General features: G+C 75.0%; 13 protein-coding genes. 6 read left to right on the top strand and 7 right to left on the bottom strand.

Annotated elements, in window-relative coordinates:
• The first annotated feature begins 91 nt into the window (after positions 1 to 91).
• Entirely contained in the window at positions 92 to 1,333 is a 1,242-nt protein-coding gene (locus ACZ573_RS21790; protein WP_471306826.1) for an MFS transporter, read from the top strand.
• Here the strand turns inward: ACZ573_RS21790 and ACZ573_RS21785 are convergent.
• Positions 1,323 to 1,691, bottom strand: coding sequence for a cupin domain-containing protein (locus ACZ573_RS21785; protein ID WP_471306635.1), 369 nt, complete (start codon positions 1,689 to 1,691; stop codon positions 1,323 to 1,325). The two genes, ACZ573_RS21790 and ACZ573_RS21785, sit on opposite strands and share 11 nt — an antisense overlap.
• 72 nt (positions 1,692 to 1,763) lie before the next feature.
• On the bottom strand, positions 1,764 to 2,309 hold the full coding sequence (locus ACZ573_RS21780) for a class I SAM-dependent methyltransferase (protein WP_471306633.1): 546 nt from the start codon (positions 2,307 to 2,309) through the stop codon (positions 1,764 to 1,766).
• 130 nt (positions 2,310 to 2,439) lie between these two features.
• Here ACZ573_RS21780 and ACZ573_RS21775 point away from each other — a divergent pair, with 130 nt between their 5' ends.
• Together ACZ573_RS21775 and ACZ573_RS21770 are read left to right on the top strand one after the other, a co-directional pair.
• Complete coding sequence (locus ACZ573_RS21775; protein ID WP_471306631.1) at positions 2,440 to 3,372, top strand: pseudouridine-5'-phosphate glycosidase; 933 nt, start codon at positions 2,440 to 2,442, stop codon at positions 3,370 to 3,372.
• Positions 3,369 to 4,268: a carbohydrate kinase family protein gene (locus ACZ573_RS21770; protein ID WP_471306629.1), complete on the top strand. Its 900-nt coding sequence runs from the start codon at positions 3,369 to 3,371 to the stop codon at positions 4,266 to 4,268. The genes ACZ573_RS21775 and ACZ573_RS21770 overlap by 4 nt, the downstream gene beginning before the upstream one ends.
• An 82-nt stretch (positions 4,269 to 4,350) precedes the next feature.
• On the opposite strand, the gene ACZ573_RS21765 is transcribed toward ACZ573_RS21770, so the two are convergent.
• Positions 4,351 to 4,998 (bottom strand): nucleoside/nucleotide kinase family protein, encoded by a 648-nt coding sequence (locus ACZ573_RS21765; protein ID WP_471306627.1) that lies wholly within the window; start codon positions 4,996 to 4,998, stop codon positions 4,351 to 4,353.
• A 93-nt stretch (positions 4,999 to 5,091) separates the two neighbouring features.
• Between ACZ573_RS21765 and ACZ573_RS21760 the strand changes: the two genes are divergently transcribed.
• On the top strand, positions 5,092 to 6,537 hold the full coding sequence (locus ACZ573_RS21760) for a WGR domain-containing protein (RefSeq protein ID WP_471306626.1): 1,446 nt from the start codon (positions 5,092 to 5,094) through the stop codon (positions 6,535 to 6,537).
• Here ACZ573_RS21760 and ACZ573_RS21755 read toward each other — a convergent pair.
• On the bottom strand, positions 6,490 to 6,927 hold the full coding sequence (locus ACZ573_RS21755; RefSeq protein ID WP_471306624.1) for a cupin domain-containing protein: 438 nt from the start codon (positions 6,925 to 6,927) through the stop codon (positions 6,490 to 6,492). The genes ACZ573_RS21760 and ACZ573_RS21755 overlap by 48 nt on opposite strands.
• 106 nt (positions 6,928 to 7,033) lie before the next feature.
• Between ACZ573_RS21755 and ACZ573_RS21750 the strand changes: the two genes are divergently transcribed.
• The gene (locus ACZ573_RS21750; RefSeq protein ID WP_471306622.1) at positions 7,034 to 7,726 is read left to right on the top strand and encodes a DUF2293 domain-containing protein; all 693 of its coding nucleotides are present in this window, start codon (positions 7,034 to 7,036) and stop codon (positions 7,724 to 7,726) included.
• 6 nt (positions 7,727 to 7,732) lie between these two features.
• On the opposite strand, the gene ACZ573_RS21745 is transcribed toward ACZ573_RS21750, so the two are convergent.
• On the bottom strand, positions 7,733 to 8,446 hold the full coding sequence (locus ACZ573_RS21745; RefSeq protein WP_471306620.1) for a chaplin: 714 nt from the start codon (positions 8,444 to 8,446) through the stop codon (positions 7,733 to 7,735).
• A gap of 127 nt (positions 8,447 to 8,573) precedes the next feature.
• Between ACZ573_RS21745 and ACZ573_RS21740 the strand changes: the two genes are divergently transcribed.
• On the top strand, positions 8,574 to 9,122 hold the full coding sequence (locus tag ACZ573_RS21740) for a hypothetical protein (RefSeq protein ID WP_471306618.1): 549 nt from the start codon (positions 8,574 to 8,576) through the stop codon (positions 9,120 to 9,122).
• Here the strand turns inward: ACZ573_RS21740 and ACZ573_RS21735 are convergent.
• Together ACZ573_RS21735 and ACZ573_RS21730 are read right to left on the bottom strand one after the other, a co-directional pair.
• Positions 9,103 to 10,308: an SWIM zinc finger family protein gene (locus ACZ573_RS21735; RefSeq protein ID WP_471306616.1), complete on the bottom strand. Its 1,206-nt coding sequence runs from the start codon at positions 10,306 to 10,308 to the stop codon at positions 9,103 to 9,105. The two genes, ACZ573_RS21740 and ACZ573_RS21735, sit on opposite strands and share 20 nt — an antisense overlap.
• A complete protein-coding gene (locus ACZ573_RS21730) occupies positions 10,305 to 13,148 on the bottom strand; it encodes a DEAD/DEAH box helicase (protein ID WP_471306824.1) in 2,844 nt (947 codons plus the stop codon). Before ACZ573_RS21730 ends, ACZ573_RS21735 begins: the two co-directional genes overlap by 4 nt.
• Positions 13,149 to 13,210: the final 62 nt, after the last annotated feature.

Raw genomic sequence — 13,210 nt, 5'->3', positions numbered from 1 at the left:
CGTGACCGCCTCGCCCGGTACCGACCGGCCCGTGCGGCCCCTCGGTCCGCCCGAGCTGGCCCGGCTGCAGCGCCGCACCTCCCGGGTCCTCATGGCCGGGCAGGTCCTCGGCGGCCTCGGCGTGCCGATCAGCATCGCCCTGGCCCCCGTACTCGCCACCGAGGTCAGCGGCACCGAGGCGCTGTCCGGCGTCGCCTCCACCGCCGCGGTGATCGGCACCGCCCTCGTCTCGCTGCCGCTCGCCGCGCTGATGAACGCGCGCGGCCGTCGCCCCGGGCTGGTCCTGGCCTACGGCATCGGCGCCGCCGGAGCTGGCCTGGTCGTCCTCGCCGCCACGATCAAGAGCTTCCCGCTGCTGCTGCTCGGCATGGCCGCCTTCGGTGCCGCCTCCTCCGCCAACCTGCAGGCCCGGTTCGCCGCCGCGGATCTCGCGGCCCCGGACCACCGTGCCCGGGCCATCTCGGTCGTGGTCTGGGCGTCGACCGTCGGCGCGGTCCTCGGGCCCAACCTGTCCGCACCGGCCAGCCGCAGCTTCGCCGGCACCGCGATACCCGAGACGGCCGGCCCGTTCGTATGGGCCGCCGCCGTCTTCCTGCTCACCGGCGCGCTGATCGCCGTATTCCTGCGCCCCGACCCGCTGCTGACGGCCCGGGCGCTCGCCGCACCCGAGGAGCAGACCCGTGAAGGGCGCTCGCTGCGGGCCGGCTTCGCCGCCGTGAAGGCCTCGCCGCGGGCCCGGCTCGCCCTGCTCACCGTCGCCGTGTCGCACACCACCATGGTGTCGATCATGGTGATGACCCCGATGGACCTGGGGCACCACGGGGCCGGCCTGGAGCTCATCGGGCTGGTGATCAGCGGTCACATCGCGGGCATGTTCGCCTTCTCCCCCGTGATGGGCTGGCTCGCGGACCGCCTCGGCCGGCTCTCCGTGATCGGACTGGCCGCAGGCCTCCTGTCCCTCGCCGCGCTGCTCGCCGGAACGGCCGGGCCCAGCCACGGGCGGAGCGCGCTCGGCCTCTTCCTGCTCGGCCTCGGGTGGTCCGCCGGGATGGTGTCCGGCTCGGCCCTGCTGACGGACTCGGTGCCGCAGCCCGCGCGGGCCGCCGTACAGGGGCTGAGCGACCTCACGATGAACGCGGCCGCCGGCGTGGGCGGAGCGGCCGCCGGGCTGATCATGTCCGGGGCGGGCTACGGCTGGCTGAACGCCGTCGGCGCCGCGCTGCTGCTGCCGATGGCGGCGCTCGCGCTGTTCACGGCGCGCCGCCACCCCGTGCCCGTACCCACGGCCGCAGCCACGTCCGCGCCCGCATCCGCGAAGGGCGTCAGCAGCTGATGTGGTAGGCCTTGCGCAGCGTCTCGTGCACGGTCCAGGTGGTCCGGTCGCCCTCCCGGAGTACGCAGGCGGAGCCGGGGCCGACCTCCAGGGTCTCGCCGCCCTCGACCTCGACGGTGGCGCGGCCGCTGACCACCACGAAGAGCTCGTTCGCCTCGACGTCGGTGACGACGCCGGGGGTGATCTGCCAGATCCCGCGCACCTGCTTGCCGTCCGCCGACTCCCACAGGACCTTGCCGGTGACGACGGGCTCGCCGGAGACGATCTGCCCGGGGTCGAGGTCGTCCGCCTCCAGTTCGACGTCCGCGACGGAGACGGAGAAGGAGGCGGGCGCGGCGGAGTGATCACTGGTGCTCATGGCGCGCCAGCCTAGTGCGGCCCGCCCCGCTCCGCGGTGACCACAGCGTCCAGGAACGGCCCGGCCCACGAGTCACCCTGTCCAGTCGGGCCGGGGCGCCGGGCGGTGAGGACCGGCGGGAGGAACCCGGTGTCCGCCGGTGCGTGCCAGAGTCCCGCGCAGACCGGCCTCCCGGGCGAACCCGGCGGTCCGTTCCTGCGGCAGTGCCCGGCACGCAGCCCTCGACGTCCGCGTGGTCCAGGTGGCACCGGTGGGCAGCAGCTGGAAGGGCTCCACGTCGTACCGCTCGCCGTCGGCGTGCCACTGCCACAGCTGGAAGGTGATGGTCCGCCCGTCGGGGCCGGTGCGGACGCGCGGGACCTCGCTCTGCGGGCGGGTCCGGAGCAGTTCGCCGTACGGGCGGGTGGAGAGCGGCAGCAGTCCGCCGGGGCGCAGCACCCGCCGGGTTTCGGCCGGCGCGGCGCGGACGTCCTCGGCGGTCAGCAGGTGCGGCAGCGCGTTGCCGGCGCAGACGACGGCGTCGAAGGAGGCGTCCGCGAAGGGCAGGTCGCGCATGTCGGCGACGGCGACGGGCAGGTCGAGCGAGCGCTGTGCGGCCTCGCGGGCGGGGCGGGCCACGGAGGCGGGGACGGTCGGCCGGCCCGTCGTGGAAACCGCGCGTGTCCATGGGGAACGCTACTCGGACAGGTTGTGACGGGTGTGGCGGGTGGGTGTTTGGGGGCGTCAATCCCGTGCCATGGATGGGGACATGTCACAGCACAGAGCATCTGAGATCCCGGTCCTGTCGGCAGAGGTACGCGAGGCGCTCGCCCGGGGGAAGCCCGTGGTGGCCCTGGAGTCGACGATCATCGCGCACGGTCTGCCCCGCCCCCGCAATCTGGCGGTGGGCCTCGAACTGGAGGCCCTGGTCCGCGCGGAGGGCGCGGTCCCGGCGACGATCGCGGTCATGGACGGGGTGGCGTACGCGGGCCTGGACAAGGCTCAGCTGGAGCGGATCGCGGGCGGCGAGGGCGTGCGCAAGCTCGGCCACCGGGATCTGGCGCCCGCGCTGGCGACCGGGGCGACCGGCGCGACGACGGTGTCCGCGACGGCCTCCCTCGCCGCCCGGGCGGGCCTGCGGGTCTTCGCCACGGGCGGGCTGGGCGGCGTGCACCGGGAGTGGGCGCAGACGCAGGACGAGTCGGCGGACCTGTCGCTGCTGGCGCGGACGCGGATCACCGTGGTGTGCGCGGGGGTGAAGTCGATCCTGGACGTACCGGGCACGCTCCAGCGGCTGGAGACGCTGGGGGTGGGGGTGCTCGGCTACGGGACGGACCGCTTCCCCGGGTTCTACCTGGCCGACTCGGGCGAGCCGGTGGACTGGACCGTGCACGGGCCCGAGGAGGTCGCCGCGGTGATGGCCGCGCAGGACGCGCTGGGCGGTGCGGACTCGGCGCTGCTGGTGGCCAATCCGGTGGCGCTGGAGGAGCAGCTGGATCCCGAGCTGCACGACCGGGTACTGGCGCAGGCGCTCGCCGAGTGCCGCGAACGCGGGATCACGGGGCAGGCGGTGACGCCGTTCCTGCTGGGGTTCCTGGCGCGGGAGACGGACGGGGCCTCGCTGGAGGCGAACCTGGCGGCGGTACGCGGCAACGTACGGCTCGGCGCCCGGATCGCGGGGGCCTGGGCGGCGCGGGCATGACCGGGCCGGGGGCCCTGCTCGTCGTCGGGGACGTGGTGACGGACGTGGTGGCCATACATCCGGAGCCGCTGGCTCCGGCTACCGACACGGCGGCCCGCATCCGGACCCTGCCGGGCGGGGCCGGGGCCAACGCGGCCTGCTGGGCGGCCCGTACGGGGACGGCGGAGGTACGGCTCCTTGCGCGGGTGGGCGCCGAGTCGGCGCGCTGGCACGAGCGGGCTCTGGTGGACGCGGGGGTGCGGCCGCGGCTGGTGATCGACACGCAGGAGCCGACCGGGACGGTCGTCGCACTGGTCGGCAAGGACGCGGAGCGGACGTTCCTGACCGACAGCGGGGCCTCGCTGCGGCTGTGCCCCGCCGACTGGAACCCCTCCCTGCTGGACGGGGCGGCCCATCTCCACCTGTCCGGTTATCTGTTCTTCGCCGACAGCAGCCGGGAGCTGGCGGTGGTCGCGCTGCGGGCGGCCCGGACCCGGGGGGTGCAGGTGAGCGTGGACCCCGCCTCGGCCGGATTCCTGGCCGGCCTCGGGCCGCAGCGCTTCCTGGACGCCGTGGCGGGGGCGGACGTGCTGCTGCCGAACGAGGACGAGGCCCGGCTGCTGGCCGGGCTGCCGGAGCCGGCGGGGGTGGCCCGGGCGGCGGCGGAGCTCAGCCGGCGGGTGCCGCTGGTGGTGGTGACCCGCGGCGCGGCCGGGGCGCTGATCGCCGAACGCGGCCGGATCACCGCCGAGGTCGAGGCGGAGCCGGTCGAGGCGGTGGACTCGACGGGCGCCGGGGACGCCTTCACCGGGGGCTTCCTCGCGGCGCGGCTGGAGGGCGCGGACCCGGCCGAGGCCGCCCGCGCCGGATGCCGGGCCGCGGCCCTGGCGGTGACCCGGACGGGCGGCCGGCCGTAGGGGGTGTTCTGCCGGTCGGGCCGCCGTCCTCCTGACGGGGGGCGGCGACCGGGGGCGGCCCTGCCCGGCCTTGCCCGGCCCGTCAGCGGCTCCGGATGCCGGTCCAGGCGGGGTGGCGGGGGTCGTCGGCCCGGACCACCGCGTCGGCGGCCGACACCGGGTCGGTGTCGGCCTCGTAGCGCGCGAAGGCGGGCAGCGTCCAGCGCGCGGACTCCTCGGTGCGACGGGCGAGCGCGCCGGCGGAGAGCCGGATGTGGACGCTCAGGTCGAAGGGGAACCAGTGCCCCAGCAGCAGCGGCCCGTGCACGAGCAGCACGCCGCCGGGCGGGAGTTCGGCGTACGGACTGCGGGTCGCCCGGTCGGTCACCGGGTCCCAGAGGTCCGGCAGCACCCGCCCGCTGCCGCCCGGGTCGGTCGGGCCGAAGACCTCCCGCCAGAGCGCGGCCGTGTCGTACCAGCCGCCGAGGTAGGAGTCCACGTCCTCGCGGCCGAACTCGAAGCGGAGGGAGGCCGGCCGCAGGAAACCGTCGACCGATACCACCAGGGACGAGCGGCCGCGCAGCCGCAGCGCTTCGGCGAGTTCACCGGCGAGCACGCCGGTCCCGGCGGCGGGGGCGCCGTCGATGCCCACCCGCTGCCAACTGCCCTGCCCGGGGGCACGGCCGGGGTCGTCGAGGTGACCGGCGAGCCGCTCGGCCATCCGCTGCCATGTGATCGCTTCCCACTGCACGAGCCCATTGTCAGTGGTGGGCCTTAGCGTTTTTCACGAGGGATCACCGGCCGAAAGGGAGCCGGCGGCGCTGCCTTTGGGGAGGGGTTTGTCATGGCTCGGGAGACGACGTATCTGGAGCTGTCGCAGGACGACGGCGCGGCGCACAAGTTCTACGAGGTGACCGTCGACGGCACGGCCGTGTCCGTGCGGTACGGGCGCATCGGCGCGGACGGCCAGCTGCAGACCTCCGCCTTCCCGAGCGCCGAGAAGGCCCGCGCGGCCGCCGCGAAGAAGATCGGGGAGAAGGTGCGCAAGGGGTACGCCCCGGCCGTGCGGGGGCAGCGCGCGGCCCGTGCGGTGACCCGCCGCCAGGTGACCTCGGCCCCGTCGACGGCGCGCGCGGTGGCTCCGGTGCTGTGGCGCTTCCGGACCGGTTCCTCGGCCTTCGGCATCCACGTGGACGAGGATCGCTGCTGGGTCGGCAACCAGGCGGGCGACGTGTACACGCTGAGCCACGGCGGCGAGGTGCTCGCCCGGTATTCGCTGCCGGACGGGGTGAAGTGCCTGGTGGCGGACGAGTTCTGGATATACGCGGGCTGCGACGACGGCACGGTGTACGACCTGTCGTCGAAGGTGCCGTTCGGGGCCTACGCGATCGCGGCGGACGTGGACATCTACTGGCTCGACATCCACGAGGGTGTGCTGAACGTCTCGGACGCGAACGGCGGCCTGACCGTCATCGACCACGAGGACGAGCACCAGTGGTCGCGGAAGTCCGGCGGGACGGGTGCCTGGATGGTCCGGGCGGACGAGCGGGCGGTCTTCCACGGGCACAGCGGCGGTGTGACGGCGTACGCGGCCGACGGCAGCGGGCAGTTGTGGCACACCAAGACCCCCGGCGGGGTGCTGTTCGGCTGGCAGGAGGACCACGCGGTGTACGCGGGCACGGTCCGCAACACCGTGCAGCGGCTCTCGAAGGCGACGGGGGCGGTGGAGGCCTCCTACGCGTGCGACGCCGCGGTGTACTCGTGCGCGACCTCACCCGACGGGCGGCACGTCTTCGCCGGCGACTCCTCCTCCTCGGTCTACTGCTTCGACGCCGACGGCCGGCGGCTGTGGAAGCTGGGGACGGGCGGCGGGTCGGCCCTGTCCATGCAGTACCTGGACGAGCGGCTGTATCTCGTCACCACGGACGGGTCGCTGGTCTGCGTGGACGCGACCGAGCAGGCGATCGCGGCGGCCCAGCAGGGCTCGGTGCCCGCGCCCATGGACGTGAAGTCGGCGGCTGCGCTCCCGGTGTTCACACCGGCCGCGTCGGCCTCGGCGGTGGCGACGGTCTCGGTGGCCGCGGCGCCGGCCGGCGGTGTGGTGGTGGAGTGCGTCCAGCAGGGCGGCCGGATGCGGGTGCAGGTGGTGTCGGACGGCTTCGAGCCCTCGTGGAACGTCCAGTTCCCGCGCGGGATACGGGAGCCCGGCGCCCGGTACGTGGTCGAGGGTCTGCACGCCTCCTCAGGAGGCTTCTACCGGGTCCGCGGAGAGATACGACGGCTTGTGTGAGCGGCAGGCCGCCTGCGTGGCACCGGCCGGGGCCGGGGCGGGTATCGCGAAGGGGGTCCCCGCGGGGAGCGCGGGGGTCACGTAGAGCACGACCGGCTCGGTGCCGAGGTTGTGGCCCAGGTGGATGTGTCCTATGCCCGCGGGCTCCACGAAGGTGGTCCCGGCCGTGTGCACCTCGATGGTCCGGTCGTGCAGGACCCGGGTCAGGGTGCCTGCCAGGACCACCGCGTCGAGTCTGACCCGGTGGAAGTGCCAGCCGGTGCAACCGCCCGGCGGTATGACTATCTCCCGGCCAGTCGGGTCCGTGGCGGCGCATGCTCCGCCCGGCCGTGCCGTCATCGTCCGCAGCCCACCCATGTGCCCCTCCTCGACGGACCTCCTGCGGTCCACCGCTCCACGGTAAAAGGGCCGCGGGTCATCCAGGAACAGTCGACGAAACATCAGCATGCCTTCTTCACCAGGTGATATGAGGGTCATACAGCGGTATCACATGTCCATGAGCCTGGTGGTTTTTGAGTCGCTGAAGCAGATCCACTGCGCCGACTGCCGCCAGGGCCCGCTCCGGCACCTCGTCCGCGAGTCCGGCGTACCCCGCTGCCTGGACTGTACGGATCTCGGCCATCTCGTCTATCTCCCGCGGGGGGACACGGCCCTCACCCGCCGCTCCCGCGAGGCCAGTTCGCTCTGCGCCGTCGTCGTGCGCTTCAACAAGCGCCGGCACCGCTACGAGCGTCTGGGCCTCCTCGTCGAGGAGGCCGCGCTGGCGCGCGCGGAGCGCGCCTGCCTCGCGGACTCCGAGGCGCGGGCGCGCCGCCGGGAGCGCGACCGGCGGCGGCGTGCGGCCGAGGACATCCGGTTCACGGCGGCTTTCGCCGCCGAGATCGTGCGGCTGTTCCCCGGCTGTCCGGCCGACCGGGCCGTGGCGATCGCCACGCATGCCTCGGTGCGCGGCAGCGGCCGGGTGGGCCGCACCACGGCCGGCCGGGCCCTCGACGAACTCGCGGTCTCCGTCGCGGTCCGGGCGGCGGTGCGGCACACCGACACCGAGTACGACGCCCTGCTGATGGCGGGTGTCCCGCGCTTCGCGGCCCGCGCCCGGCTGGCCCCGCGGATCGACGCCATCCTGGACGGGTGGCGTACGCCGCCTCCGGGGCAGGCGTCCGCGCCCGCTCCGGACCTTCCGGCCTGAGCCCGCTCAGTTGAGGCGGAAGCGGCGGTAGAGGAGCACCCCGCCGAGGAGGAGCGCTCCGCCGCCGGGCAGCAGATAGCCGACGCCGTCCGACCCGGTGTGGGCGAGCGCCTCGCTGTGCCGCGGCGGGGCCGGAGGCGCCGGGCGCGGGGCCGGGGGCACGGATACGGGCGCGGGCGCGGGCGGGGTCACCGGCTGTTCGACGACCGGCGGCTGGACGGGCTTGCCGCCCGTGGGCTCCTCGCCGTTGACGGACGTGTTGCCGTGGGAGGAGTTCCCGACGCCGACCACGCTCACCGCGTTGCCGCTGATGTTCACGGGGAGGTCGACCGGCAGCTGGAGCCCGTTGCCGGAGAGCACTCCCGGAGAATCCTTTCCGCGTCCCTCCGCGACGGCCCCTCCGCTGTTCCCGCCTCCTGGTTTCGCGGAATCCGCGGAGCGCGTACCGGAATGGCCGCCGCCACCTCCCGATGTCTCGTTGCTACAGCGGTTCCCGGCGGCCGAGTTGAGCACGCCGACCACGCTCACGGTGTTCCCGCACGCGTTCACCGGGATGTGCACCGGCAGTTGTACGAGGTTTCCGGACAGCAGCCCCGGCGAGCGCTCGGCCCGGCCACCCGCGTCCGCATCGGCGTAGGCGAATCCACCCACACCCGCGACCGCCAGTCCGCCTCCCGCAACCACCGCCGCGATCACGCCATTCCGACGACTGTGACGCATCAGTTTCCCTGCCTTCCGGAGAAGTTCGCGGGTGATGTCCCCGCACCGGAAACAACGCGCTGACCCCATTCGGGTTATAGCGGCAGTAGGCATTTCACTCAATCGTGTACTGGGTAGTGGGTACTTCATGACCGATCGCCCGCTGCTCCTCCTCGACGTGGACGGCCCCCTCAACCCCTTCCGCTCCCCCCTGGCCGGTTTGCGCGGATACCGGAGCCACCGGATGTGGCCCGACGTCTGGCTCTCCTACCGCGACCCGGAGTCCCGCAAGGCCCGGCGCGGCGCCCGGGTCCGCCTCCACCCCTCCCACGGCGCCCGGCTGCTGGCCCTGCCCTTCGAACTCACCTGGGCCACCGCCTGGACACACCAGGCCAACACCATGATCTCCCCGCACATCGGGCTGCCGGGTGACCTCACCGTCGTCGAGTGGCCCGAACTCTTCGCCGACGACCCCGACGGCCTCTCCTGGAAGACCCGCCACCTCCGTGACTGGGCGGCCGGCCGGCCCTTCGCCTGGGTCGACGACATGATCACCCCGCGCGACCGCGCCTGGGTCGCCGAACACCATCCGGCCCCGGCCCTCCTGCTGCGCATCCACCCACGCCACGGCCTCCGCGACCGCGACTTCACCACCCTGACCCGCTGGGCGGCGGGCATCAGCCCAGCAGAGCGCTGACCGGGTCCGGAGAGGGGCGGCCCGTCGGCCACCAGTCCTGGTCGCCGTGGCGGTCCTCGTAGGCGTACCAGAGGCCGTCACGGCCGAGGCGGAGCTGGCGGGTGCGGATCGTCAGGCGGTTGCGGTCGGGGCGGAAGGAGCCCTGGCCGGCGGCGAGCAGGGCCGGGCGGGCCCGGTCGAAGGGGCCCGCGGGCGGGTCCCAGGGCTCTTCGAGGGCGTCGAGGGCCGGGCGCCCGCCCTGGCGCCAGGCCGCGGCGGCCCGGGCGAGATCGGTGGTGGTACGGCCGGTGGCGCGGGCCAGGTCCCGGTACAGGGTGCGGGCCGTGCCCGTCAGCCCCGCCGTGGGGTGTGCGGAGGCCAGCCGGACGGCGTCCTGCCACACGGTGAGCCCGGCGATCGGGTCCTCGCCGGTGGTGAGGAGGGCCAGGGCGCGGGCGGCCGCGTCGGAGGCGAGCTGGTCGAGGGCCAGGGGGTCCGGGGCTGCCGGGTCGGCCGGGTAGGCGGGCGGCAGGCCCGCGGCGGCGGGCGCGGGAAGCGGCGCGGGCAGCAGGGGCAGGCTGGTGCGGGCGAGCGCCGCCCGGGCCGGAACACCGGGGATGCCGGGTGCCGTGTCCGGCTGTTCGCGCGCGGCGTGGGCGGCGTTGCGGCGGGTCAGCTCGTCGAGCAGCTCCCGCTCGCCCCGGCCGCGCAGCAGCAGCAGGACGAAGGGGTCCTCGTCCAGGAGGCGGGCCGCGCGGTAGCAGAGGGCCGCCGCGTGCTTGCACGGCGGACGCCCGAAGTCCGGGCAGGAGCAGTGCGGGACCAGCTCGCCCGCGCCGGGCAGGACGGCGCCCGCGAGCGACTGCGGGACCTCCCGTTCCAGCAGGGCGGCGAGCGCCGCGGGGTCGGCCGCGACCGTCTCCAGCAGTGCGTCCCACTCCGGATCCGTGAAGGCGGGCAGGGTCAGCTCGGTGCGGTACGGGCGGGGTCGGCTGCCCCGGACGTAGGCCACGATCCGGCCGGGGGTGACGGTGACCGCGCTGACGTGTCCCGCGTCCGCGTACGTACGCCCCCGGGCCAGGCGGGCCGCGTCGCGGGAGACCTCCTCCAGCGCCGACACCCAGGCCCGGCCCCACCAGCTCACCGCCTCGGTCCCGGCGGGCACGGTCTCGAAGGTGCGGCGGCGGCCGTCCCGCGCGGTGATCATCCGGGCCTCCGCAGGGAGACGAGGTCGGCCAGCTCGCGGTCGGTCAGCTCGGTCAGCGCCGATTCGCCGGAGCCCAGGACGGCGTCCGCCAGGGCCCGCTTCGCCTCCAGCATCTCGGCGATCCGGTCCTCGACGGTGCCCTCGGCGATGATCCGGTGGACCTGTACGGGCTGGGTCTGGCCGATGCGGTAGGCGCGGTCGGTGGCCTGTTCCTCGACGGCCGGGTTCCACCAGCGGTCGAAGTGGATGACGTGCCCGGCCCGGGTGAGGTTCAGCCCGGTGCCCGCCGCCTTCAGGGACAGCAGGAACACGGGGACCTCGCCCGCCTGGAAACGGTCGACGAGCTCCTCACGGCGCGGCACCGGCGTCCCGCCGTGCAGCAGCTGCGAGCTGATCCCGCGGGCCTGCAGGTGCCGTTCGATCAGGCGGGCCATCGTCACGTACTGGGTGAAGACCAGCACCGAACCGCCCTCGGCCAGGATCGTGTCCAGCAGCTCGTCCAGCAGGGCGAGTTTGCCCGAGCGGTGCGGGATCCGGGGCTGCTCCTCCTTCAGGTACTGCGCGGGGTGGTTGCAGATCTGCTTGAGGGAGGCCAGCAACTTCATGATCATGCCGCGCCGTTCCATGCCCTCGCTCGACTCGATCACGGCCATCGCCTCGTCCACCGCCGCCTGGTAGAGCGAGGCCTGCTCCCGGGTGAGGGAGACCGGATGGTCGGTCTCCGTCTTCGGCGGCAGTTCGGGCGCGATGCCGGGGTCGGACTTCTTGCGGCGCAGCAGGAACGGCCGCACGAGCGCGGACAGCCGGGCGACCGCCGCCTCGTTGCCGCCGTCCTCCTCCTGCTGGTGCTCCACCGGGCGCGCGTGGCGGGCCCGGAAGGCGGTGAGCGGGCCCAGCAGCCCCGGCGTGGTCCAGTCGAGCAGTGCCCACAGCTCGGAGAGGTTGTTCTCCACCGGGGTACCGGTCAGCGCCACCCGGGCCGGCGCCGGCACCGTGCGCAGCGCCTTCGCGGTCGCCGAATGCGGGTTCTTGACGTGCTGTGCCTCATCGGCGACGACCATGCCCCAGCTCTGTTCGGCGAGCAGGGCGGCGCTGGCGCGCATCGTCCCGTACGTGGTGAGGACGAATCCGCCCGCGCAGGACGTCAGGTCCTCGGTGCTGCGGCTGTTGCCGTGGAAGCGGCGCACGGGCGTGCCGGGGGCGAACTTCTCGATCTCCCGCTGCCAGTTGCCGAGGAGGGACGCGGGACACACCACGAGGGTGGGCTCCGGCCGGTCCCGGTGCAGGTGCAGCGCGATCAGCGTGACGGTCTTGCCGAGGCCCATGTCGTCGGCGAGGCAGCCGCCGAGCCCGAGGGAGGTCATCAGGTCCAGCCAGGCCAGGCCGCGCGCCTGGTAGTCGCGCAGGGTGGCTTTGAGGGCGGCGGGCTGCGGCAGCGGGGCCTGCTCCCGCGTCAGCCGGTCCCGCAGGGCGGCCAGCGCCCCCACCGGCACCGCCTCGACCGTCACGCCGTCGACCTCGGCCGTCCCTGACAGCACGGTGGCCAGCGCGTCGACCGGGTCCAGCAGGCCCAGCTCCCGCTTGCGCGCCTTGCGCACCAGCTCCGGATCGACCCGCACCCACCGGTCGCGCAGCCGGACGACGGGCCGGTGCGCCTGGGCCAGCGCGTCCATCTCCCCCGGGGTGAGCCGGTCGCCGCCGAGCGCCAGCTCCCAGGAGAAGGCGAAGAGGTGCTCGGCGTCGAAGAAGGCGGTCCCGTCGGTCGCCGAACCGGGCGCGGTGGACCGTACGACGGCGGTCGCCGACAGCGTACGGGCCAGCTCGCGCGGCCAGTGGACCAGGACCCCGGCGGCGGCCAGCCGGCTCGCGGCCACCCCCAGCAGGTCCTCCAGCTCCGGGTCGGACAGGGCCAGGGCATCGGGCACGGGCTGGTCCAGCAGGCGCAGCAGCGGCGGCCAGACCCGGGCGGCCCGGCGCAGCGCGAGCACGGCGTCGATCCGGGCGCGCGGGCCGAACCCGGCCGCCGCCGTGCCCGCCCACAGCTGCCCGGCGTCGGTGACCAGGGTCGGATCGGCGAGGCTGTGCACCTGGACGACGGCGGCTCCGGCGCGCCGGGTGTCGGCGTCCTCGGCCTCGTCGAAGAGCCGGAACGAGGACAGGTCGAGCCGGAGCGAGATCCCGACGCCGGTGTCGGAGCCGGCCGCGACCTGCGCGGCCCAGTCCTGTATCCCGGGCACCCGCTGCGGCTCCCGCGCGGCGAACGGCCGCCCGGCGGCCACGGCCGCGGCCGGGGTGCGGGGCAGGCCGTCGGCGACGGCGTCGAGGAACGCGCGGACCAGTGCCTCCGGTTCGGGCAGCTGGAGCGGACGGCGCCCGGCCAGGGGCGTCGCGTACCCCTCGTACGGCAGCGCGGCGGCGACCGCGCGGAGGTGGTCGATGTCGGCGGCGTCGAGCGGCCCGGCGCGCCAGGCGTCGACGCCGTCGGGGGTGAGCCCGGGGAGGAGCCGGCCACGTGCGGCGAGGGTGAGCGCCTGCCGGGCGGCGGTGCCCCAGGCGCGGGTGGCGGGATGCGCGGCGGGGCTGTGGGGCGCCTGCGCGAGCAGGGGCAGGGCGGATGCGACCGAGAAGGTCACCGCGGGCACGGTCCGGCTGCGGACCCCCTCGCCGTGCGGGCGTACGACGGTGAGCGGCGTCGGCGTGCCCGCCTCGGGCAGGGGGGCCCCGTCGGGCGCCCAGAAGGCGACCCGCCCCTCGCGGGGGACGGCGGCGGGCAGGAAGACCGCGGCGTGCCGCAGCAGTGCGGTGGCCTGCGGCTGCAGTGCGGATGCCTGCGGCTGCATGGTCATCACTGTCCCCCTCCCCTTCGGTCCCCGGTGGTGCCCATCGGCGCGTCCCTGTGCCG

The sequence above is a fragment of the Streptomyces sp. NPDC040545 genome (assembly GCF_055595065.1).
The sequence above is the reverse complement of the archived record's forward strand: the minus strand, read 5'-3'. Positions and strand labels throughout refer to the sequence as shown.

What these genes read in the sequence shown, in the direction of transcription:
- ACZ573_RS21790 (WP_471306826.1), top strand. Translation starts at nt 92, where the DNA reads ATGGCCGGGCAGGTCCTCGGCGGCCTCGGCGTGCCGATCAGCATCGCC.
- ACZ573_RS21785 (WP_471306635.1), bottom strand. Translation starts at nt 1,691, where the DNA reads ATGAGCACCAGTGATCACTCCGCCGCGCCCGCCTCCTTCTCCGTCTCC.
- ACZ573_RS21775 (WP_471306631.1), top strand. Translation starts at nt 2,440, where the DNA reads ATGTCACAGCACAGAGCATCTGAGATCCCGGTCCTGTCGGCAGAGGTA.
- ACZ573_RS21770 (WP_471306629.1), top strand. Translation starts at nt 3,369, where the DNA reads ATGACCGGGCCGGGGGCCCTGCTCGTCGTCGGGGACGTGGTGACGGAC.
- ACZ573_RS21760 (WP_471306626.1), top strand. Translation starts at nt 5,092, where the DNA reads ATGGCTCGGGAGACGACGTATCTGGAGCTGTCGCAGGACGACGGCGCG.
- ACZ573_RS21750 (WP_471306622.1), top strand. Translation starts at nt 7,034, where the DNA reads ATGAGCCTGGTGGTTTTTGAGTCGCTGAAGCAGATCCACTGCGCCGAC.
- ACZ573_RS21745 (WP_471306620.1), bottom strand. Translation starts at nt 8,446, where the DNA reads ATGCGTCACAGTCGTCGGAATGGCGTGATCGCGGCGGTGGTTGCGGGA.
- ACZ573_RS21740 (WP_471306618.1), top strand. Translation starts at nt 8,574, where the DNA reads ATGACCGATCGCCCGCTGCTCCTCCTCGACGTGGACGGCCCCCTCAAC.
- ACZ573_RS21735 (WP_471306616.1), bottom strand. Translation starts at nt 10,308, where the DNA reads ATGATCACCGCGCGGGACGGCCGCCGCCGCACCTTCGAGACCGTGCCC.
- ACZ573_RS21730 (WP_471306824.1), bottom strand. Translation starts at nt 13,148, where the DNA reads ATGCAGCCGCAGGCATCCGCACTGCAGCCGCAGGCCACCGCACTGCTG.